Source organism: Plantibacter sp. Leaf314 (assembly GCF_001423185.1).
In the GTDB taxonomy this organism is placed as follows: domain Bacteria; phylum Actinomycetota; class Actinomycetes; order Actinomycetales; family Microbacteriaceae; genus Plantibacter.
In genome coordinates this window covers 2,106,102-2,125,605 of sequence record NZ_LMOB01000001.1, presented here as the reverse complement: position 1 = coordinate 2,125,605, position 19,504 = coordinate 2,106,102, and the positions used below count along the sequence as shown (strand labels likewise).

The 19,504-nt window shown below is 70.9% G+C and carries 21 protein-coding genes; 7 read left to right on the top strand and 14 right to left on the bottom strand.

Annotated features, from left to right (window positions below; genetic code table 11):
- Positions 1-7 precede the first annotated feature (7 nt).
- The 8 genes from ASF68_RS10060 to ASF68_RS10025 form a co-directional block, all read right to left on the bottom strand.
- Positions 8-1,516 carry a CdaR family transcriptional regulator gene (locus tag ASF68_RS10060; protein ID WP_056009830.1) on the bottom strand — a complete coding sequence of 503 codons (1,509 nt, stop codon included), beginning with the start codon at positions 1,514-1,516 and terminating at the stop codon, positions 8-10.
- A complete protein-coding gene (locus ASF68_RS10055) occupies positions 1,513-2,568 on the bottom strand; it encodes a DUF917 domain-containing protein (protein WP_056009828.1) in 1,056 nt (351 codons plus the stop codon). Before ASF68_RS10055 ends, ASF68_RS10060 begins: the two co-directional genes overlap by 4 nt.
- 9 nt (positions 2,569-2,577) lie before the next feature.
- The gene (locus ASF68_RS10050; RefSeq protein ID WP_056009826.1) at positions 2,578-3,726 is read right to left on the bottom strand and encodes a DUF917 domain-containing protein; all 1,149 of its coding nucleotides are present in this window, start codon (positions 3,724-3,726) and stop codon (positions 2,578-2,580) included.
- Positions 3,723-4,826 carry a DUF917 domain-containing protein gene (locus ASF68_RS10045; protein ID WP_056009824.1) on the bottom strand — a complete coding sequence of 368 codons (1,104 nt, stop codon included), beginning with the start codon at positions 4,824-4,826 and terminating at the stop codon, positions 3,723-3,725. The genes ASF68_RS10050 and ASF68_RS10045 overlap by 4 nt, the downstream gene beginning before the upstream one ends.
- Positions 4,823-6,376: a hydantoinase/oxoprolinase N-terminal domain-containing protein gene (locus ASF68_RS10040; RefSeq protein ID WP_056009822.1), complete on the bottom strand. Its 1,554-nt coding sequence runs from the start codon at positions 6,374-6,376 to the stop codon at positions 4,823-4,825. The genes ASF68_RS10045 and ASF68_RS10040 overlap by 4 nt, the downstream gene beginning before the upstream one ends.
- 67 nt (positions 6,377-6,443) lie before the next feature.
- The gene (locus tag ASF68_RS10035) at positions 6,444-7,796 is read right to left on the bottom strand and encodes a cytosine permease (RefSeq protein ID WP_056009820.1); all 1,353 of its coding nucleotides are present in this window, start codon (positions 7,794-7,796) and stop codon (positions 6,444-6,446) included.
- A gap of 272 nt (positions 7,797-8,068) precedes the next feature.
- Entirely contained in the window at positions 8,069-8,800 is a 732-nt protein-coding gene (locus tag ASF68_RS10030; RefSeq protein ID WP_056009818.1) for an alpha/beta hydrolase, read from the bottom strand.
- A 57-nt stretch (positions 8,801-8,857) separates the two neighbouring features.
- Entirely contained in the window at positions 8,858-9,145 is a 288-nt protein-coding gene (locus tag ASF68_RS10025; protein WP_056009816.1) for a hypothetical protein, read from the bottom strand.
- Between the two features lie 52 nt (positions 9,146-9,197).
- On the opposite strand from ASF68_RS10025, the gene ASF68_RS10020 reads away from it, so the two are divergent.
- The 3 genes from ASF68_RS10020 to ASF68_RS10010 all read left to right on the top strand — a co-directional run bounded on the left by ASF68_RS10020 (position 9,198) and on the right by ASF68_RS10010 (position 11,480).
- Positions 9,198-9,755: a GNAT family N-acetyltransferase gene (locus ASF68_RS10020; protein WP_056011739.1), complete on the top strand. Its 558-nt coding sequence runs from the start codon at positions 9,198-9,200 to the stop codon at positions 9,753-9,755.
- A 189-nt stretch (positions 9,756-9,944) separates the two neighbouring features.
- Positions 9,945-10,148, top strand: coding sequence for a hypothetical protein (locus ASF68_RS10015; protein ID WP_157580297.1), 204 nt, complete (start codon positions 9,945-9,947; stop codon positions 10,146-10,148).
- Positions 10,149-10,292: 144 nt separating this feature from the next.
- Positions 10,293-11,480: a methionine synthase gene (locus tag ASF68_RS10010; protein WP_056009812.1), complete on the top strand. Its 1,188-nt coding sequence runs from the start codon at positions 10,293-10,295 to the stop codon at positions 11,478-11,480.
- 34 nt (positions 11,481-11,514) lie between these two features.
- On the opposite strand, the gene ASF68_RS10005 is transcribed toward ASF68_RS10010, so the two are convergent.
- The 3 genes from ASF68_RS10005 to ASF68_RS09995 form a co-directional block, all read right to left on the bottom strand.
- Positions 11,515-12,423: a cation diffusion facilitator family transporter gene (locus tag ASF68_RS10005; protein ID WP_056009810.1), complete on the bottom strand. Its 909-nt coding sequence runs from the start codon at positions 12,421-12,423 to the stop codon at positions 11,515-11,517.
- A gap of 46 nt (positions 12,424-12,469) precedes the next feature.
- The gene (locus ASF68_RS10000) at positions 12,470-12,682 is read right to left on the bottom strand and encodes a DUF2945 domain-containing protein (protein WP_056009808.1); all 213 of its coding nucleotides are present in this window, start codon (positions 12,680-12,682) and stop codon (positions 12,470-12,472) included.
- Between the two features lie 107 nt (positions 12,683-12,789).
- Positions 12,790-13,368 (bottom strand): hypothetical protein, encoded by a 579-nt coding sequence (locus ASF68_RS09995; RefSeq protein ID WP_157579925.1) that lies wholly within the window; start codon positions 13,366-13,368, stop codon positions 12,790-12,792.
- A gap of 133 nt (positions 13,369-13,501) precedes the next feature.
- Here ASF68_RS09995 and ASF68_RS09990 point away from each other — a divergent pair, with 133 nt between their 5' ends.
- Positions 13,502-14,785 carry a threonine/serine exporter family protein gene (locus tag ASF68_RS09990; RefSeq protein WP_056009805.1) on the top strand — a complete coding sequence of 428 codons (1,284 nt, stop codon included), beginning with the start codon at positions 13,502-13,504 and terminating at the stop codon, positions 14,783-14,785.
- On the opposite strand, the gene ASF68_RS19400 is transcribed toward ASF68_RS09990, so the two are convergent.
- A complete protein-coding gene (locus tag ASF68_RS19400) occupies positions 14,742-15,824 on the bottom strand; it encodes a GrpB family protein (RefSeq protein ID WP_082498565.1) in 1,083 nt (360 codons plus the stop codon). The two genes, ASF68_RS09990 and ASF68_RS19400, sit on opposite strands and share 44 nt — an antisense overlap.
- A 57-nt stretch (positions 15,825-15,881) precedes the next feature.
- Here ASF68_RS19400 and ASF68_RS09975 point away from each other — a divergent pair, with 57 nt between their 5' ends.
- Entirely contained in the window at positions 15,882-16,466 is a 585-nt protein-coding gene (locus ASF68_RS09975) for an NADPH-dependent FMN reductase (protein WP_056009803.1), read from the top strand.
- A gap of 24 nt (positions 16,467-16,490) precedes the next feature.
- Here the strand turns inward: ASF68_RS09975 and ASF68_RS09970 are convergent, their stop codons facing one another.
- Positions 16,491-17,606: a zinc-binding alcohol dehydrogenase family protein gene (locus ASF68_RS09970; RefSeq protein ID WP_056009801.1), complete on the bottom strand. Its 1,116-nt coding sequence runs from the start codon at positions 17,604-17,606 to the stop codon at positions 16,491-16,493.
- 102 nt (positions 17,607-17,708) lie between these two features.
- On the opposite strand from ASF68_RS09970, the gene ASF68_RS09965 reads away from it, so the two are divergent.
- Entirely contained in the window at positions 17,709-18,275 is a 567-nt protein-coding gene (locus ASF68_RS09965; RefSeq protein ID WP_082498564.1) for a TetR family transcriptional regulator, read from the top strand.
- 82 nt (positions 18,276-18,357) lie between these two features.
- A complete protein-coding gene (locus tag ASF68_RS09960) occupies positions 18,358-18,756 on the top strand; it encodes a VOC family protein (RefSeq protein WP_056009798.1) in 399 nt (132 codons plus the stop codon).
- Here the strand turns inward: ASF68_RS09960 and ASF68_RS09955 are convergent.
- Positions 18,732-19,415 (bottom strand): helix-turn-helix transcriptional regulator, encoded by a 684-nt coding sequence (locus tag ASF68_RS09955; protein WP_056009796.1) that lies wholly within the window; start codon positions 19,413-19,415, stop codon positions 18,732-18,734. The genes ASF68_RS09960 and ASF68_RS09955 overlap by 25 nt on opposite strands.
- Between the last annotated feature and the right edge of the window lie 89 nt (positions 19,416-19,504).

Here is a 19,504-nt window from a genome sequence, read left to right as displayed (position 1 = left end):
GGCCCGCTCAGCGGACCGCGCGGCAGGCGAGGTGCAACGCGAGGCGCACCTCCGGATCGGCCATGTCGACGCCGAGGAGCTCCTGCGCCCGGGTGATCCGCGTCGCGACGGTGTTGCGGTGCAGCCCGAGCGCGGCTGCCGTCGGCCCGACCGCCGACTCGTGGTCGAGGTAGGCGGACAGCGTCGTCAACAGTTCACCCTGCCCGGCCTGCAGGGGCGCGAGCAAGGACCGCGCGGCCGGCACGAAGATGTCGTTGCCGGTCCAGGCGAGGAGGAGTTGCTCGAGACCGAGGCCGTCGACCCGCACGAACCACCCCGTCGTCGACCGGTTCACCGCGATCCGGACCGCGTCCGCCGCCTCACTGAGTGACGAGGTGAGTCCGGCCGAACCGCTCGCCAGGGAACCGACGGCGGTCGCCACGTTGAACGATCGACGCGCCTCGACGTGCAGCTCGCGCAGGGCGCCGACGTAGCGCTCCACCTGGGACGGCGGCGGCGGCTCCGTGAAGGTGAGCCATCCGCTCACCCCTCGGCCGCTGGTCGTCGCGTGGGAGTCGGCGGCGATCCGACCGAGCGCGCTCGTCACGAACCGGAGGAGCTGGAGGGCGTCGACCCGGCTCCGACCGACGGTGCGGAAGGCGAGGTGGTACCCGGTGGTCCGCCAGCCGCGTTCGAGCATGCGCCGCTCGACGTCCGGATCGGGCCGGCCGCGCAGGTCGACGAAGTCGCGGAGGACACCGGAGGACACCGAGGCGTCGCTGACCTCCGCGACCTCGTCGATGAGGATCCTGGCGGCGACGGCGGGCATGGCGACCTCGGCCGCGACCGCGAGTGCGCTCACCTGCCGTTCGTCGAGCCCGTCGCCGAAGAACGCGAGCCGGAGCCCCTCGCGGCTGGGGCTGTCGACCCGGACGGACGCCGCGGTGCCCGTCCCGGCGCGGGTCAGGTCCGTCCACGGGGAGAAGTCGATCGCGGCGTGGACCTCCGGCGTCAGCCGCCCGCCAGCCTCGAGCAGCACGCCCTCGCTGTCGATGAGCGCGATGCCGTGGCCGACGCTGGACGAGAGGTGCCGCAGCAGGTCCGGGAGGCCTTCGGCGTGGTACTCGATGGACTGCGCCACCTTCCGCACGTAGCCGAGCGTCAACGAGTCGCGTGCCTCGACCAGCTGCCAGCAGGCCTTCGCGAGCAGCATCGGCCGGTCGACGTGGAGGAGCGTGAACCCGAGGCGGTCGGCGAGGGCGCGTGTGCCCGCACCGAAGCCGTCGGCCTGCTGCATCGCGAGTGCCCGGAACCCGCGGTCCCTGATCCGCCGGATGAGCGCGTCCTGCTGCCAGGGGCGCGTGGGTGGGACGCCGGTCAGCACGGCGAGTCGGCCGGCGTCGTCCTCGGGGAGAGCAGCCTCCTCCGTCTCGACGACCACACCGGCCCAGTTGGCGTCGGCCGGGCCGGCGACGAGCCGCACGCCGCCGTTGTCGGGGTGCGCGAGGAGGGCGCCCGACTGCAGGCGATCGCTCATACCGGGACCCCGTCGATGTGGACCTCGTCGAGTTCGTCCAGGCCGTAGGCCGAGGGGAGCACCCGACGGAGCCGCTCCGGCGTCCGCGACCACCAGTCGGGGCCGTCGATGCGGATGACGGCGACCTGCCTGGCCATCGAGATCGCGGAGACCTCGAGGATGTCCCGGGAGACGGTGTCGAGGACGACGATGAGGTCCGGCGCGGCGGCCTCGACGCGGCCGTCGGTCATGAGAGCGAGCGTCTCCGACCTCGCGACGAGCCGGTGCACCTGCCCGCCACTGCCGTCGATGGCGAACGCGAGCACGTGCGGGTCGTTCCGGTCGGCCTCGATCGCGCTGACGCGACCCTCGGCGAGGAGACGACCACCCATGGAGCCGGCCAGCTCGTCGAGGGAGCCGGACGCGGCACCGAGGAACGCCGCGCCGAGCTGCACGGCACGGGTGGCGTTCCCGACGATCGCATGCTCCCGGAGGTCGCCGACGGTGAACCCGGCGTAGACCATCCCGCCGCTCCCACCCGCCTGCACGATGGCGGCGCGGACGACCCGTTCGATGTCGAGGGCGCGCTCCGTCTCGACGAGGGCGACACCCCCGCCGCCCGTGTCGCAGGTCACGACGATGCCCGGGACCTCGTCGACGAGCAACGACATCTGGTCGAGCGACGGCACGGCGCGGCCGGTGAGGTCGGCGTCGACGATCAGGCGGTCGGCGGCGAACGCGAACGGGGTGAGCCCGTTGACCCCGCCACCCTCGAGGGAGCAGATCGCCGGGATCCGGTGGCCGAGCCAGCGTTCGGCGGCACCGATCAGGCGCCCGAACGGGTCGGTGCCCGGCAGCCGTTCACCGAGGAGCAACGTGGATCCGACGAAGCCGAGGGCGAGGCACGGCGTCGCCGGGTCGAGGTCGTCGACCGCGTGCAGCTCGAACGGCCAGACGCCGGGGTCGGACAGCACCAGTTCGAGCATCGTGGTCGCGCCGCCGCCGCCGGAGCCCAGGATCGCGAACCCCGTCGCCAGCGCGCGGAGTCGATCGTGCTCGAGGGTGGTCGGCATGGCACCAGCCTAGGCTCGGACCGCCTGCCCGCCGCCGAACGCCTCAGCCGCTTCTGCGGCAGCCGCCTCGCCCTCCACGGGGACGAACGGCTCCGACAGCCCGAAGGCACTCGGGCCGAACGCGCGGAGGGCGTCGGGGGTGCGCATGAGCGCCGGCGTCGAGATTCCGAGCACCCGCACCCGTTGGCCGTAGCGCAGGCCCTCCGTGGTGATCGGCTCCGCGGTCTCATGGTCGACGATGCAGATGAGGTCCGGCACGATCGCCACGACCTCACCGTTCCACCGGGCGATGAGGTTCTCGTTCTGGAAGGAGATCTCGAGACGTTCGGAGCTCGCCGGGTCCGTCGACCAGATGACGGCCGTGCCCTTCGCGAAGCCCTCCGTGGTGCGGCGCTCCACATCGGCGACCTTCCCCACGAACAGCTCCCGCATGTGGGAGTAGAGCGTCGTGGACAGGGTGTCGGCGATGGCGGTGAACGGCGACCGGTGCTCCTCGCGCGCGACCCGGATCGCGCGGCCGAGGGCGAGCGCCATCGAGATCGTCCTCGGCACCGCGGTGCGCCGGACATCCGCCCCGCTCATCGCGTACTCGGCGATGTGGGCGACGCCGCCGAGCCGGATGGCGATGCCCCGGGCCAACCACTCCATCTGGCGGTCGTCGTCGCCGGTGTCGATGATCACGCGCTCGCCGCGTTCGCCTGCGATGGCCAGCGGCGATCCGTGCACCCCGTAGACCGCGAAGGTCTCCATCGAGAGCTCCGGGAACGCCCGACCCATGCCGTCGGCGTCGACGACCGGCAGCCCGGTCTCGGCGGCGACGATCAGCGGGATCATCGAGTTGATGCCACCGCACTCGATCGGCATGGTCGCGTCGGCGGTGCGGCCGAGGTGCTCCTCGAGCGTCCGGAGTGCGAGCGTCGGCTCGAACCCCGCGGGGATCTTCTCGACCATGACGGTCGGTGCGCCCATCTGCGCGGTGGGGATGACGAACAGGTCGTCGTCGAGCTCGTCGGGGTCGAGGATCGTGATGCTGCGATCGCCGAGCACCTGCTTCACGAGCATCATGCCGATGTAGGGGTCGCCGCCGCCGCCCGTGCCGAGGAGCGTGGCGCCGCGGGCGAGGTCGGGGAGGTCTGCGGCGGTCAGGGTCCAGCTCATGCGGCGACCTCCGGAGTCTCGTCGACCGGGGTCTCCGTCGTGCCGTCGAAGCGGTGCGAGGCCACGTCGTAGCCGAAGTAGCCCGGACCGACCATCGCGAGGGCCGCTGGACTGTGCCAGCGTTCGTCGCTCGGGGCGGCGATCACCCGGACGCGCTGGCCGTAGCGCAGGCCCTCCGTCGTGATCGGCTCACCCGAGTCGTGCTCGAGCACCATGATGAGGTCGGGGGTCGTCACGAGCGTGACGCCGTCCAGGGCGGCGATCAGGTGCTCGTTCTGGAAGGAGAGCTCCAGGCTGGCACCGGTGCCGTCGATCCGCGCGCGACCGCGGGCGAACCCCGTCGTGGTCGCGCGTTCGACGTCGACGACCTTGCCGGCGAACAGTTCGCGTCCGCCGAGCAGCTCGACGGTGCGCGTGACGGCGTCGGCCTTCTCCTCGCGCGCAGCTGTGATGCCGTCGCCGATCTCCCGGCACAGCGACAACGAGTCGGCGACGAGCGCCTCGCGGGCCTGGGCGCCGGACATGGGGAAGCCCGAGATCATCACCGAGCACCCCATCTCCACGCAGGCGACGCGGGCGATCCGCTCCGTCCAGCTGTTGTCGACGGTGGTGAGGACGCCGGTGTTGCCCTTCTCGTCGCTGAACGCCAGGGGCGAGGCGTCGATCCCGTACAGGGTGGGGAGGACCATCTGCAGTTCGGGGAAGGCCCGGCCCATGCCGTCGGCGTCGATGAGCGGGAGGCCGAGGGCGGCCGCTGCGGCGATCGGGATGGTCGAGTTGACGCCGCCGACCTCTGCGCAGGCGACGTGGGTGACGGGGCGTCCGAGCGAGGCGCTCAGGGCGTGGACGGGCGCGACCACCTCGGTGAGGCTCGGCAGCTTCTCGACCATGACGGTCGGTGCCCCCATCATTGCGACGGTGAGGACGAGTGCGTCGTCGGGGACCTCGTCGAGGGTCACGACGGTGACGTCGCCGTGCTCGCGGAGGGCTTGCGCGGCGAGCAGGGCGCCGATGTACGGGTCGCCGCCGCCGCCGGTCCCGAGGACGGCGGCCCCACGGGCGAGGCCGGGGATGAGCTCGGCGGTGATCGTCCAGCTCATCGGAGGCCTCCCATGTCGAGGTCGCCGACGGCCTTCACGCGGATCCGGGTCGCGTTGCCCGGCAGGTACGGGATGGGGACCTCGTCGAAATCGACGATCGCGACCGACGCGGGGGAGGCGCCGGCCGCGATCGCCTTGTCGATCGCCTCGGTACGGACCTCGGCGATCGCCTCCTCGCGCCGACCGGGCTCGATGGCGTAGACCTTGTCGATCTCGCCGCCGACCTGCGCGATGGAAGCACCGATGGCATTGGCCACGGCGTAGTTGTCGGGCCGGTGGACGGCGCCGAAGATGGGGAGTTCGTCGGACAGCAGGATCGACCCGCCGCCGACCGCCACCACGGGGATGGGCTCGGGGGAGGTCCGCATGCGGTCGACGGCCTCGGCGATGCGCTCGCCGATACGGGCGAGCACGCGCTCCACGAAGGCCGGGTCGAGGTGCGCGACCTTCGAGGCGTCGCCGATGGAGGCGCGACCGGCGGCCACCGCGATGTCGGTCGCCGTGAGGGTGTCACCGCCGAAGACGAGAGCCTCCGTCATGAGCTTGTAGCCCACGGACGCCGGCCCGACCTCGGCCGTCTCCTCGTCGACGATGCTGCCGCCGCCGATGCCGATCGAGAGCACGTCGGGCATCCGGAAGTTCGTGCGGATGCCCGCGACCTTGACCTCGTTCGCCGTCTCGCGGGGGAAGCCGTTGATGAGGAGGCCGATGTCGGCCGTGGTGCCGCCGATGTCGACGACCGCGCACGTCGCGAGGCCGCTCGTCAGGGCGGCACCGCGCATCGAGTTGGTCGGGCCGGAGGCGAACGTCGCGACCGGGTAGAGGCGCACGTAGTCCTCGTCCATGAGCGTGCCGTCGTTCTGGCTGAGGAAGATGGGCGCCTCGATGCCCTGCTTCCGGACGGCGGCGGTGAGGCCGTCGACGATCTCCGAGGCGAGTTCGCGCAGCGCCGCGTTGATGATGGTCGCGTTCTCCCGCTCCAGGAGGCCGATCCGCCCGATCTCGTGCGAGAGCGAGATGGCGACGTCGGGTCCGAGGACCTCGCCGACGATCCGTGCCGCCTCGACCTCGAGGTCGTGGTTGACCGGGCTGAAGACGGAGGAGATCGCGACGGAGCGGATGCCGTTCGCCCGCATGTCCTCGGCGTGCGCCCGCAGCTCGTCGGGGTCGATCGGGGAGATGGGGCGGCCGTCGAACTCGTAGCCGCCGTGCGCGAGGTAGCTGCGAGCGCTGATCGCCTCGACGAGCTCCGCCGGCCAGTCGACGAGCGGCGGCAGGGCCCGCGTCGCCGGTAGGCCGAGCCGGAGCGCCGCGGTCGGTGCCAGGCGCTTGGCCTGCACGAGGGCGTTGATGAAGTGCGTCGTCCCGATCATCACCGCGGTGATCTGCTCACCGTCGAAGTGGTGTCCGCCCCGCAGTTCGCCGATCGCCTGGACGATCCCGTCGGTCACGTCCGGAGTGGTCGCGTGCTTCACGGCAGCCAGAGCGGTGGTGCCGTCCATGAGCACGGCGTCGGTGTTGGTGCCGCCGACATCGATACCGATGTGCATATGAGGGGTTCGCTTTCTGTCAGTGCGGTGGAACGTGCGCGGTGGATCGGAACGGGTGCGCGGTGGATCAGTTGGAGGCGGTGGCCGGGCTGTCCGTCGGCACGTCGGCTGCGATCTGCGAGGTGTGGGCGACGCCGACCCCGCGGACCCAGCCGAGCTTCCCGGCGGCGATGTACAGCACCATCGAGAGGATGAGGGAGAGGACGGCGGGGATGCCCCAGGTGACGAAGTAGCCGGTGATCGCGGACACGGCCCAGATGATGATCGTCGCGGGGACGATGCGCGGCGCCGTCGTGGGCAGGCGACCGGACGCGCGGGTCTCGTCGAGCTCACCGCGCCAACGCTTCACGATGAAGTACTCGGCGACCATGATGCCCGCGATGGGCGGGAACGCGACGCCGAGGATGATGAGGAAGCCGGAGAACTGGCCGAGGATGCCGACGGCGGCGAGGATCGAGCCGACGACGCCGAGGACGATCGTCGTGGTCACCCGGTTGAGGTTCTTGCCGAAGGCCGTGGAGATGAAGTTGACCAGGCCGAGGGTCGAGGAGTACAGGTTCCAGTCGTTGATCTTCAGGGTGCCGGTGATGACGATGATGAGACCGATGAGGCCGACCGACGACGTGACGATCGCAACGACGTTGCCCGAGGCGGCGGCGTGGGCGAGCAGGACGCCCGAGAGGCCGATGACGAACTCGCCGAGCGAGACGCCCACGACGGTCTGCTTGATGACGTCGGCGCGGGAGCGGTTGAAGCGGGTCATGTCGGCGGTGATGATCGCGCCGACGATGAGGCCGCCGGCGACGATCCCGGTGCCCGCCCACACGCTCATGGTCGGGCCGGGGGCCGGGCCGGTGACGAGCTCCATGAAGTCGTGCTTGGTGAGTTCGCTGATGATCGACCAGCCGACGAGGATGAGGAAGAGCGGCACGGTGATGTTCGCGAGCCACTGCATGCCCTTGAACCCGTAGGCGACGATGGCCGTGACGGCGAGGCCGAAGATGAGGCTCCAGGCCCACACCGGCATGAAGCCCGGCAGGAGGGCGTCGAGCGACTCGGCGGAGATGGCGCTCTGGATGCCGAACCAGCCGATGAGGCTGATGCCGATCGCGAGGCCGACGAGCGAGGCGCCCACCTCGCCGAAGCCGGTCCACCGGGCGAGGAGCGCCGTGTTGAGGCCCTCCTTCTGTCCGATGATGCCGACGATGCACATGATCACCTCGAGGATGATCGAGCCGAGGAGGAGCGCGAGGAAGGCCTCGCCGAAGGTCATGCTGTAGCCGAGGGTCGCGCCGAGGAGGAACTGGGACAGGGCCGACACCTGGCCGAACCGCTGGACGGCGATGCCGAACCAGGGTTTCTGTGCGTCGGGTCGGACGCGGGACAGGGCGAAGTCGTCTGCGTGTGCCATGCGAGCCATGGAGGTCTCCAGAAGGTGGGGGAAGGAGCGGTGCGGGTTGCCGCAACGGTACTGACGTCCTCCGCGCAGCACGATGTGCATCGTGCAGGAATGAGCTCCCGAAATCAGCACTCTGCACAATCCGGACGCGGAGCTGTCCCCACCCGGTCCATGAGTCCTCGACACCCGGTCTCTGAGTTCTCCCCACCCGGTCCCTGAGCTTGTCGAAGGGCGACGTTCTCCGTGCGCACTTCGACAGGCTCAGCGACCGGGGGGCGGTGATGGGAGGCCCGTCACCTCAGAGCGCGGGCGATGACTTCGAAGGTCCGTGCTCCGTCGAGCCCCATCATGTCGTGGCGGATCGCCGGGAACCGGGTCACCGTCCACCCCAGCTGTGCGTAGCGGGGGACGTCCCTGCTCGGGACGACGAGCTTGGCGTCGTCGGACAGCACCAGCGTCGAGGGGACGACCGGCGCAGCCGGCGCCACGGGGTTCGCGGCGACGTCCCGCAAGACCTCTGCGACCATCGACCGGTCCCACGCGGCGTGGGCGGCCTCCGCGAGCGCGACGTTCGCGGGACCCGTCGCGGGATCTGTGCGGTCGTAGAGCCAGGCCAGGAGCCAGGGCAGGCCGGGGATGTTCCAGAACAGTCGGGCTCCGAGGCCGCGGCCGGGCAGTTTCAGCCCGAATCCCGGGTCGAGGTAGACCGCGCGCGCCGGGCGGAGCGGTTCCACGATGTCGGCGAGGACCCGACCACCGAGCGAATGACCCACGATCGCGTCGAGGCCGGTCGGCAGCGTCTCGACCAGGTCGGCAGCGAGCGAGGCGAGGTCGTAGCGCTCGCCGCGTGCCCGATCGGCGCGAGGGCTGGCGCCGTGGCCGCGCAGATCGACGAGCAGGAACGTGTACCGCTCCGGATCGGAGGCGGCGACGACGTCGGTCCAGGCGGCGCCGTCGGCCAGGAACCCGTGGATGAGGGCGATGCGGACGGGTCCGTGCCCGCGTTCCTCGACGTGCAGACGCATGGTCCTCTTTCGATGGTGGTGGTGACGGTGGGACGACTCTACGCGGCGTCGCTGCGCTCAGGAGCGCACGAGCAGCCAGGCGAACGCGCCGAAGGACACGAGCCCCAGGATGGCCCCGACGATCGACCCGATCAGACTGAAGGTGGGCCACCGTGCGCCGGGTTGGCGGCTCATCCTGATGCCCTGGGCTGCGAACAGCAGGGGCACGAAGCAGGCGAGCACCGAGAACGTCCACGATCCGCCGTCCCTCGCCGTCGAGGCGACGAGGAAGATGGAGAAGGCGGCGATGGTGACACTGAGGATCGCACAGGCACGTGCGGAGATCGGTTCGTTCTTCGCGGCCATGCGGACAGGGTATCGAGTCGGGGTGGACAGCGACCAGAGCAGAATGGACGGCATGACCGACGCGACTTCGCCGACCCTGACGGAACGATTGACGCTCGCGCGCCCCTCCGAGCACGACCTGCCGGAGCTCCACGACCTCCACGCCGACCCCGCGGTGTGGACGCATCTGCCCTCCGCTCGCCACACCTCGCTCGAGGAGACCCGAGAACTGATCGGCCGCTATCAGAACGGATGGGACACCAACGGGCTCGACGTGTGGGTGGCGCGCGACACCGCGACGGGTTCGCTGGTCGGCATCGGGGGCCCGAGTCTTCGCGGTGGGGTCGCTTGGAACCTGTATTACCGCCTGGCGCCCGCTGCTTGGGGGCGCGGATACGCCCAGGAGCTCATCTCGGCAGCGCGGGCCGCGGCATCGGCGTCGGCACCGGATCTGCCGGTCGTCGCATTCCTCCTGGAGCACAACGAGGGGTCCCGGCGGGCTGCAGAGCGTGCCGGTCTGGAGGTCGTCTGGCGCGGCCCCGACGCGGGCAACCCTGATCCCGATGCCGTGCGGCTCGTGTTCGCGGACCGCCCGCTCACCGACGAGGCGCTGCGGGTGTTCCTGAACTGAGCGCTGAGGCGACAGGCCCGGTGGCCGGATGGTCGCTTCGGGAGCCCCGAGCGGTCCGCTGCTTCCGGGCGCGACCGGGTATTTTCGGGTACCCGGCCGCGAAACGCAAGGAGCTTCCCCGAGTCTGTTCACCGACGGCATTCCTCGATACGGTGGGGAGATATGTCAGCCACCGTCGAGATGGAACACATGAGTCAGGTAGAACGCGAACGTCCGCTCCTGCGCAAGGGCAGCGAGGCGAGCTTCGTGCGGTGGGCCTTCGACGGACGCGCGTGGTGCGCCGACCTCGTGAGCGGCCAGTACCGCGGCGCGACGAAGACCGGGTGGCTCCTCCAGACGGACGACGAGCAGCGCGAACTCTCCAACCAGGAGTGGGCTCCCTGCATGGCCTGAGTGCCATTGCGGGACGCGCCGGCCCCCGGTCGGCGTGACCGGGGGCGATGAGGCTGGCGGCCCGCTGGGCGATGCGGCATCGTGGGACCGGCGCCCGACGGTTCCGTCCACGCCCACCCGTGCCACGCACCGAGGAGCTCACGCATGACCGATCGCATCCTGACCACCCACGCCGGGAGCCTGCCGCGCACGCCCGAGTTGACCCGCTTGCTCGTCGCCCGCGATCAGCGGCGGGCGTTCGACGTCGCGGAGCTGGAGGAGGTCGCAGCCCAGGCGGTCGCCGCGACGGTCGCCGCCCAGCTCGCGACGGGCCTCGACCTCGTCAACGACGGTGAGGTCCCGCGCGTCGGGTTCTCGACCTACGTGCTCGAACGCATCGAGGGCTTCGGCGGCGCAGGGCACCGGAAGCCGACGCTCGACTCCCTGGCGTTCCCGGACTACGCCGCCTTCCAGGCCAAGCAGATCGTCGAGGGCGCCGACGTCGCGCGCGTCTGGGACCCGCCGATGGCGCAGGGCCTCCTCACGTACGACCCGACGCTGTCGGGCATCACCTCCGACCTCGACGGCTTCGACCGGGAGCTCGCCGTGCAGGCGGCCCAGGGGCGGGTGCCCGCCGGCACCTTCTTCTCCGCGGCGACGCCGGGGATCGTGGCGACGACCCTGCTCCTCGACGCGGCGAACCCGCACTACGGCGACGACCGCGCCTACGTCTTCGCGCTCGCCGAGGAACTGCGGGTCGAGTACGAGGCGATCGTCGCCCGGGGCCACGTCCTGCAGCTCGACGCCCCGGACCTCGCCATGGAGCGGGTCATCCAGTTCGGCGATGCGACGCTCGAGGAGTTCCTCGCGGCGGTGGACCTCCACATCGACGCCCTCAACCACGCCATCCGGAACATCCCTCGCGAGCAGGTCCGGCTGCACGTCTGTTGGGGCAACTGGCAGGGGCCGCACCAGGACGACGTCCCCGTCGACGTGCTCCTCCCACACCTGTACCGGGCGAACGTCGGCGCGTTCAGCATCCCGCTCGGCAACCCCCGGCACCAGCACGAGGCTCCGGCGTTCCGCGAGCACCCACTCCCCGAGGGGGCGCTGCTCATCCCCGGTGTCATCGACGTCACCACCAACTACCTGGAGCACCCGCAGGTCGTCGCGAACCGCATCGTCGAGGTCGCGGAGGCGGTCGGTGATCCGACCCGCGTGATCGCCGGCACCGACTGCGGTCTCTCGACGTTCGCGAGCTACGAGTTCGTCGCGACGGACGTGGCCTGGGCGAAGCTCGGCGCGCTGGTTGAGGGCGCTGCGATCGCCTCGAAGCGGTTGTTCGGCGCCTGACCCGTCGCCGACCCGGCCCGTGCGGGCCGGGCGCTCAGGCGGTGATCGACGCCTCGTCGCTCACGGAGAGCGTGAGCACGGCCTTGCCGATGAGGTCGTCCTGCTCGAGGTCGCCCTCGAGTCGGCGGAGCTGCCGCGCGACGTCGTTCTCCCGGTCGTCGCCGACGAGGTCGACGGACGCGACGAGGAAGAGCCGTTCCGGGCCACTGAACTCGAGGTACAGGGCGGTGACCCGCTCGATCTCGGGGTGCGCCAGGAGCGCGGTGATCGTCTGCGCCCGGTAGGCGGGGCTCGGCGAGGCCCCGAGGAGGTAGCGCCGGTTGCGGTTGATGAGCAGGAGCGCGACCCCGCCGAGCAGCACACCGATCGCGATCGAGCCGATCGCGTCCCAGACCGGGTCGCCGGTCACCTGGTGGAGGCCGATGCCGGCACCGGCGATGATGAGGCCGAGCAGTGCCGCGGAGTCCTCGAAGAAGACCGAGCGGAGCGTCGTGTTGGAGCCGTTCACGATGTAGTCGAAGAACCCGCGGCCGTACTTCTTCGCCGTGCAGCGGCCCTCCAGGATCGACTGCGTGAACGAGAAGCCCTCCAGGAGGAAGGCGACGCCGAGCACGAGGTAACTGAGGGCGTAGTTCTCCATTGCCTCCGGAGCGGTGAGGCTCTGGATGCCGTGCTGGATCGAGACGACCGCACCGACGGTGAAGATCCCGAAGGCCGCGAACAGCGAGAAGATGTACGCGTCTCGGCCGTACCCGAGCGGATGGGCGGCGTCCCGCTGCTTGTCGGCGCGTTTGTCGGCGATGAGCAGGAAGATCTCGTTCCCCGCGTCGGCCCACGAGTGTGCCGCCTCCGCGAGCATCGAGGCCGAACCGGTCAGTGCGGCGACGATGGACTTCGCGATGGCGACGATGACGTTGGCCAGGAAGGCGATCACGACGGTCATGGGGCAACGCTACGCCCAGCCGGGCCGCCGTGTGCGCGAGGGACGCCTAGGACGTCAGGACGCGCAGCGACGAGCCCTTGTGAGCGGCCTTCGCGCCCGTCTTCTCCGACTCCACGATGAACGCGGGCTCGTCGGTCGACGCTGTGAAGTGCTGGCCGTCGAACTGGAAGTCGGCGGTCTTCCGCTCCACGACCTTCCCCTGCGTCCGACCCTGCGAGGTGCCCCACGACACCCGGTCACCCACTCGTACGTCCGCCATGCTGCCTCCTCGTCGCCGGGCGCCGCAGGTGCGACGTGCCGATGACGATGCCAGGACCGGTCACGCGCCGACAAGGGCTTGCGCCCCGTCCACTCCGAGGGCGAGTCCTAGAAGACGTTGATGACGTCCTCGCAGCTGCTCTCCTCGTCGAGGGCGGTGATGACCTTCTGGTCCTCGATGTCGCCGAAGGGGAAGCCGTCGGGCTGGCCGTCGCCGTACTCGCCGATGTCCTTCAGGACCTCCTGCGATTCCGTGATGACCTGGTCGTAGTTGCGTTCCAGGACGGTGGGGAACTCCTCGAACTCGGCGATGCGCGCTTCGGCGATCTCGATGCGGGCGTCGTAGTGGTCGGTGAAGGCCGTGACGATCGCCTTCGCGTCCTCGCCCGCGGGCGGGTTGTCGGCGACGGCGTCCCGTGCGGCCTGGATGGTGGCCACGTGCGCGTTCGCGGCGTCGAGGATCGCCTGCTTCTGGACCGGGCCGTCCTCCGCCGTGCGGTCCGCGCTGCGGACGTCCATGAGCGAGCTGAGGACGTCGTTGTCGGCGTCGTCCGCGGCGAGCATCTCGCTCCAGCCCGTGCAGGCCTCCTTCGCGAACGCGGCGTTGTCGCCCGAGTCGCCTGCGTCATCGGCGCCCCCTGCGCATCCCGTCAACGCCATCATCATGGCGGCCCCTGCGATCGCCACCGTCCCGAACCTGCGCATTGCCGCCCCCACCGTCTCATCACGGCCCGACCCCCGGACCGCCTGATCAACGGTAGTGGGGGCGGTGGCGCCACCGCGATGGGGACACCTCCCCATCTCGCGTAGCGTTGGCGGGATGAGTGACGACGCCGCTACCGAGGGACACCGCAGGACCGCTGCGCACGCCTACAGTGCGCTCGGCTGCCTGCTCCTCGACGCGGGCACCTCCGTCACGGACGTCCGCGACTCCCTCGAGCGGGCGACGGCCGCATCGGGTGACGAGGGCCTCGCCTTCTCGGTGCTGCCGCAGCTCATCATCGTCAACGACGTGCACACCGGCGCGGTGCTCGCGGTCGGCAACACGCACGGCGAGCTGTCGTTCCGCGGCGCGGCCCGGGCGAACCGGCTCATGCGCGAACTCGAGCTCGGGCACTGGCCGGTGGGCGACCTGCCGGCGCGGGTCCAGTCGATCCGGGAGACGCCCCGACCCCACGCCTCGATGCACTGGGTGGTCGGGAACCTACTGCTCGCCGGGGGACTCGCCCTGCTGTTCCGCTGCCCGTGGTGGGCGATCGTCGCCTCGATGCTCGTCGGCGCGTTCGTCGGCCTCGTCATCACCCTGCTGGCGCGGTGGCGGGGAGCGGTCGCGATCGCCCCGTTCGTGACGGCGTTCGTGTCGACGACGCTCGTCGGGACGCTCGCCTCAGCGATGGACCTCGGGCCCGTGCCGCTGTTCGCCGTCTGCGCGCCCATCGCGATCCTCGTGCCCGGGGCGCTCATCACGAACGCCCTGCTGGAGCTGACCGCGACCGACATCGTGACAGGTTCGGCACGCCTGATGTACGGGTTGATCGTCCTCGCCTTCATGGCGGCCGGCATCTCGGCCGGGGCGCTGCTCACCGGCCTGTCGATCGACCCCGATTCCACGGCGCTCGTCGGCCAACTCGGCCGCGGCACCACGGACCTCGTCGGTTGGGAGGCGATCCCGCCGCTCTGGTTCACCTGGATCGGAGTGGTGATGCTCGCGGCCGGCATCGGGATCGCGTTCGGTTCCGGGCGCTCCCTGACGCTGCTGACGATCTGCGTGATGGCGTTGACCTATGCGGGCATCGTCCTGTTCGCGCCTCTCGTGGGGAACGCGGTCGCGACGGGGCTCACCGCCGGGCTCGTGTTCGTCGTCGCTCGCATCGTCGAGCGCTACTCGGCGGCGGTGCCGTCCAACGTCACGTTCCAGCCGGCGCTGCTCATGCTCGTGCCCGGAACCGTGGGGCTGGTCTCCCTCGCGACGCTCGAGGGCTCGGCGGTCACGGCGGCGCTCACGGTCTTCATCAGCCTCTGCGTCGGCGTCAAGACGGCGGCGGTCGTGACCGGGGTCGTCATCCCGCCGGTGCGTCCCCGGTCCGCCGCGCCCGCGCCTTGATCGCGAGGATGACCTCGGTCTTCGCGTCGGCGTAGTCGTTCATGTCGTCCCACGACCGGCTGAGCAGCTCCTGCTTGGTGTGCTCGTACAACGCGCGGTCGGCGGCGTCGGAGCGCAGATGGTCGCGGAGGAGCAGGTACTCGCCGATCTCCGGCGCGCCCTGTTCGTAGAGGTGCACGTGGACGTCGCGCTCCGGCGTCCGGACCATCCGATGACGTGGCTCGCGGACGCGCAGCACGTAGCCTGCGGCCAGCAGCGGGTCGAGGTAGTCCTCCTCCGCCGTGATGTCCTCCACGGCGACCACGAGGTCGACGATCGGCTTCGCGGCGAGTCCGGGCACCGAGGTCGAGCCGATGTGTTCGATCGCCACCGCGTCGGCCCCGAGGGCGTCGAGGATGCGCTGCCGGTGCTCGCGGTACCGCTCGGGCCAGTGCGGGTCGGCGTCGTGCAACTCGACCCGGACCGGCTCTGCGCCTTCGACGAGCTCGACCGCCGTGACGTCGGGGCGTCGGGGGCGTCGGTGCAGGCCGTCCTGGAGAGCGCGGATGTTCGCGCCGAGGACACCGGAGGCCAACAACCCGGAACCGAGCGGGCCCGACGGGTCGGTGCCGAGCGCGGGGAGGAGACGGAGGGCGGACCGGACCGGGCCGCTCGCGTGCTCGAGCTGCCAGGCGATCTCGGTCGCACCGGCGCCGGGATGGTCCAGCTCGGCGGCCTTCGCGGCGTAGGCGGCGGCGCCCAGCGCATGCGCACCCATGTGCGCGACACCGGCCGCCTGCCCGGCAGACCAGGCGGCGGCCTTCGCTGCGGGTGCGGTGACCACCTGTGAGGCGCGGTTCGCGACGAAGCGTCGGCGGATCTCTCCGGCCGCATCCAGCTCGCCGGCCGAGAAGGCCCGTGCCCGCGCGATGGCGTCACGCGGACGGTCGTCGTCGGGCGCCTCCGCCTCGAAGAGCGGCAGGACCCGTTCGGCGCAATCGGCGGCCCAGGCGGCAACGAGACGGCGGTCGGCTTCGGGGAGTGACTGCGGCGAGAGCATGCTCCACCTTCGCACGCCGCCGCGGATTCCCGCCGGGTGTCGGGTTAGCGTAGACGGATGGCCGCCCTGAACCTGCCCGTGATCTCCTGCAGCCTCGATCCGGCGAGTCGGAGCAGGACGCTCGCTTCGATGAGCAGCGGGCTGCTCCGCGAACAGGGCCATGAGTCGTCCGTCATCGATCTGGCCGAGCTGGAGCTGCCCGCCTTCGACAACGACCGGGTCTTCGACAGCCCCGTCTTCCGTCGGCTGCACGACGTCATCTCCGCCGCGGACGGTGTCGTCCTCGCCTTCCCGATCTACAACTGGGCTCCGGCGGCCACGGTGAAGTCGCTCATCGAGGCGACGGGCGCGACCGGCGAGGACGGCAGGGTCGCCGCCTGGTTCGACAAGGTCGTGACCTTCGTCTGCGCCGCGGGCCTGCCGCACAGCTTCATGGCGACCGGCACGCTCGGGCAGTCGCTCATGCTCGACTTCAAGTGCGTCATCAACCCGTACACCGCCTACCTGTCCGAGCGGGACTGGGAACGACCCGAGGTGCTGCGGGTGGACCGCGCCGAGCGGCTCGCCAAGACGATGACCGTGCACGCGGAGCTCTCGGGCCTCCTCGCCGCGCGGACGTACCGCTCCGTCTGGGAGGTGTGAGCCCGCGCCTCGGAGCCGGACGTCTCAGACGCGGACGACGAGCTTTCGCGCCGAGACACCGGCGCGGACGCGGTCGAGGGCTGGCTGGATCGCCTCGAGGCCCTCACCGACCACCTCCGGTGCGGGTGCGCAGACGTGCCGGCCCGCGGCGAGGGCGCCGGGCAGGTAGTCCTCCCACAGCATGGGGCCGACCTCGTTGGTCATGAGCGAGCTTCCCCAGACGTAGCGGGCCGTGACACCGGCCCGGCGTGCGCGGAGCTGGAGGGCGACGTTCGCCGCCACCAGCCGGCTCATGGTGCGCACGAACGCCAGGCTCGGGCCGCCGCGACGCGGCAGGGAGCCGAAGGACACCGAGGGGCTGGCGAGCGCGACGCGTCGGGCGCCGGTCGCTGCGGCGACGGCGACCGACGGTTCCGCTGAGCCGGTGCCGACGGCCAGGACGCCGACGACGTCCGAGCCGACCAGTGCGCCGATGAGGTCGGCCACGACCGACGGGCTGCGGTAATCGAGGACGATCTCGGCCCCGAGGGCGCGCATGCGGTCGTGGTTGTGGGGCGACGCGGTCGTGGCGACGCGGTGGCCGGACGCGACGGCGAGCTGGATGGCGTTGCTCCCGACGCTCGTGGCGCCTCCCCACACGACGACGGTCGTCCCCGTCGGGACGGGGTGCTCGGAGGGGTGGGGGAGCGCCAGGTGGTCCGCTTGGAAGAGGGCGGTCGCGGCGGTGGAGATCGCGAGTGGGAGGACGACGGCGTCCTCGTCGCGGAGGTCCGCCGGGATGGGGGCTGCGAGGTCGGCCCGGACGACCGTGTACTGCTGGAACCCGCCCTCGGCCTCGTGGCGTCGGCCTCGTTCCATGCCGACGGCGTAGGCGACGACGCGGTCGCCGACCGCGAAGCGATGGACACCCTGCCCGATGGCGACGACTTCGCCCGCGACGTCCTCGCCGAGCACGGCGGGGCTGGGGAGCCAGCGGTACATGAGGTTCCCGGTCCACTGCTTCACGTCGTCGAGCGGGTTCACGGCGACCGCGCGGTTCCGGACGAGGAGCTCTCCCGGGCCCGGCTCGTGCATCGCGGCGGGACCCACGACGAGGTCTGCGCGGTGTGCTGGCAGCCAGGCTGCGGTGTTCGTCGACATGCGGACTCCAAGGGGATCGGGACGACAGGCATCCAGTCGATGACATGTCGTGCCATCACTGTACACCTGACGACACGTCGTGTCATCCGCTAGCCTGATCGCATGGCACGCTGGGCACCCGATGCGGCTCTCCGACTCGAGAGCGCTGCGATGGAGCTCTTCGCCGAGCGCGGCTTCTCAGCGACGACGGTCCCGGACATCGCCGAAGCCGCCGGCCTCACGACGCGCACCTTCTTCCGCCATTTCGCCGACAAGCGCGACGTCCTCTTCCTCCGCGAACGGGAGCTGCCGTCGGTCGTCGGTCGGCTGGTCGCGATGGCGCCGCCCGGGCTCGACCCGCTCGCGCTCGTGATGTCGGGCCTCGAGACGGTCGCGGCGGGCGAGCTGCAGCGCTGGCGGGACGACATCGCCGCCCGTCGGACGATCATCCGATCGGAACCGCAACTCCGCGAGCGGGAACGGTTGAAGTCCGCCGTGCTCTCCGACACCATGCGCGACGCCCTGGTGTCGAGTGGTGTGACGTCGGCCGACGCGGCGCTCGCCGCATCCATCGGGTCCGCCCTCTTCGACGCCGCCCTCGAGCAGTGGTTGGCCGGCCCGGACGACGTGCTCCTCATCGACGTCCTCCGCGGAATGCGCCGGCGCCTCGGAGATCTCGCCGGGCGCTGACCGAGGAGATTTGGGCCAGTGGCGAGCGCAGCGTGGCCGTTCTGTTCATGACCCCGCCGTCGCCCGCTCGTACGGTGGAACCATGACACTGAAACTCGGCTTCATCGGCATCGTGACCAACGACATGGCGGCCTCCCTCGCCTTCTACCGCACCCTGGGTGTGCCCGTCGGGCCGGACCAGGACGACGCTCCCCATGTAGACGCCGTCCTCGACGGCGGCGTGACGCTCGCCTGGGACACGGTCGCGACGATCCGCGGCTTCGACCCCTCCTTCACCCCGGCAACTGGTGGACACCGGATCGCGCTCGCCTTCGACCAAGGGAGTCCAGCGACCGTCGACGCCACCTTCGCCGCACTCGTCGATGCCGGATACGCCGGGCACGTCGAGCCCTGGGATGCCGTGTGGGGACAGCGGTATGCGACGTTGCTCGATCCGGACGGGAACTCCGTCGACCTCTACGCCGCGCTCGACACGAACTGAGCGGGGCTCGAGCCGACGAGCCGACGGAACTCGCGGGAGAGGTGGGGTTGATCCGCATATCCTGCCTCGGCGGCGACATCGGCGATGGGCATACCCGAGCGGAGCAGCGTCCGAGCTCGTCGAGACCGTTCCAGGCGCACGAGGGTGGCGTAGCCGTACCCGAACGTGACGAGCATCTGACGCCGGAAGGAGCGTTCAGATCCGCTCATCGTGCTGGCGATGTCTCGCGCCTTAGCCGCCTCGGACGCCGCTCGGCGGATGGCGTCCGACCAGCGACTCGACGCCGCAAGCTGGACGGCGAACGCCTCGAGTGTGCCGACCGGGGCGGGCCCGGCTTCGAGCGGGATCATCGCCTCGCGGAACCGTGCCGCGGTCCGACGATCGGTGACGTCGTCGAGCGGCACGAGCTGATCCGCGATCGCTGCGAGATCGATACCGAGCAGGAGCCTGGCCCGACCGGGCTGCATCCTGAATCCGAACGACCCGGTGGCCCCGTCGCGACCGGTGGCGAGCCACCGTGTGGACGGTCCGGCCACCTCGACCCGGCCGTCGCGGAGGATCACGTCGACACAGCCGTCAGCCGGAACCGTGGCGCCCCCGGCGCTCCCGATCGAGCGCCACAGAGCCTCGCCGTGGGTGAACAGATGCTCGGAGTACACGGGATCAGTCTCTCAATCGGCGTCCGATCGTGTCGACGAGGATTCGGACGAGGACAGGGACCGCGGAGCGTGCCGAGGTGCTGGTCATC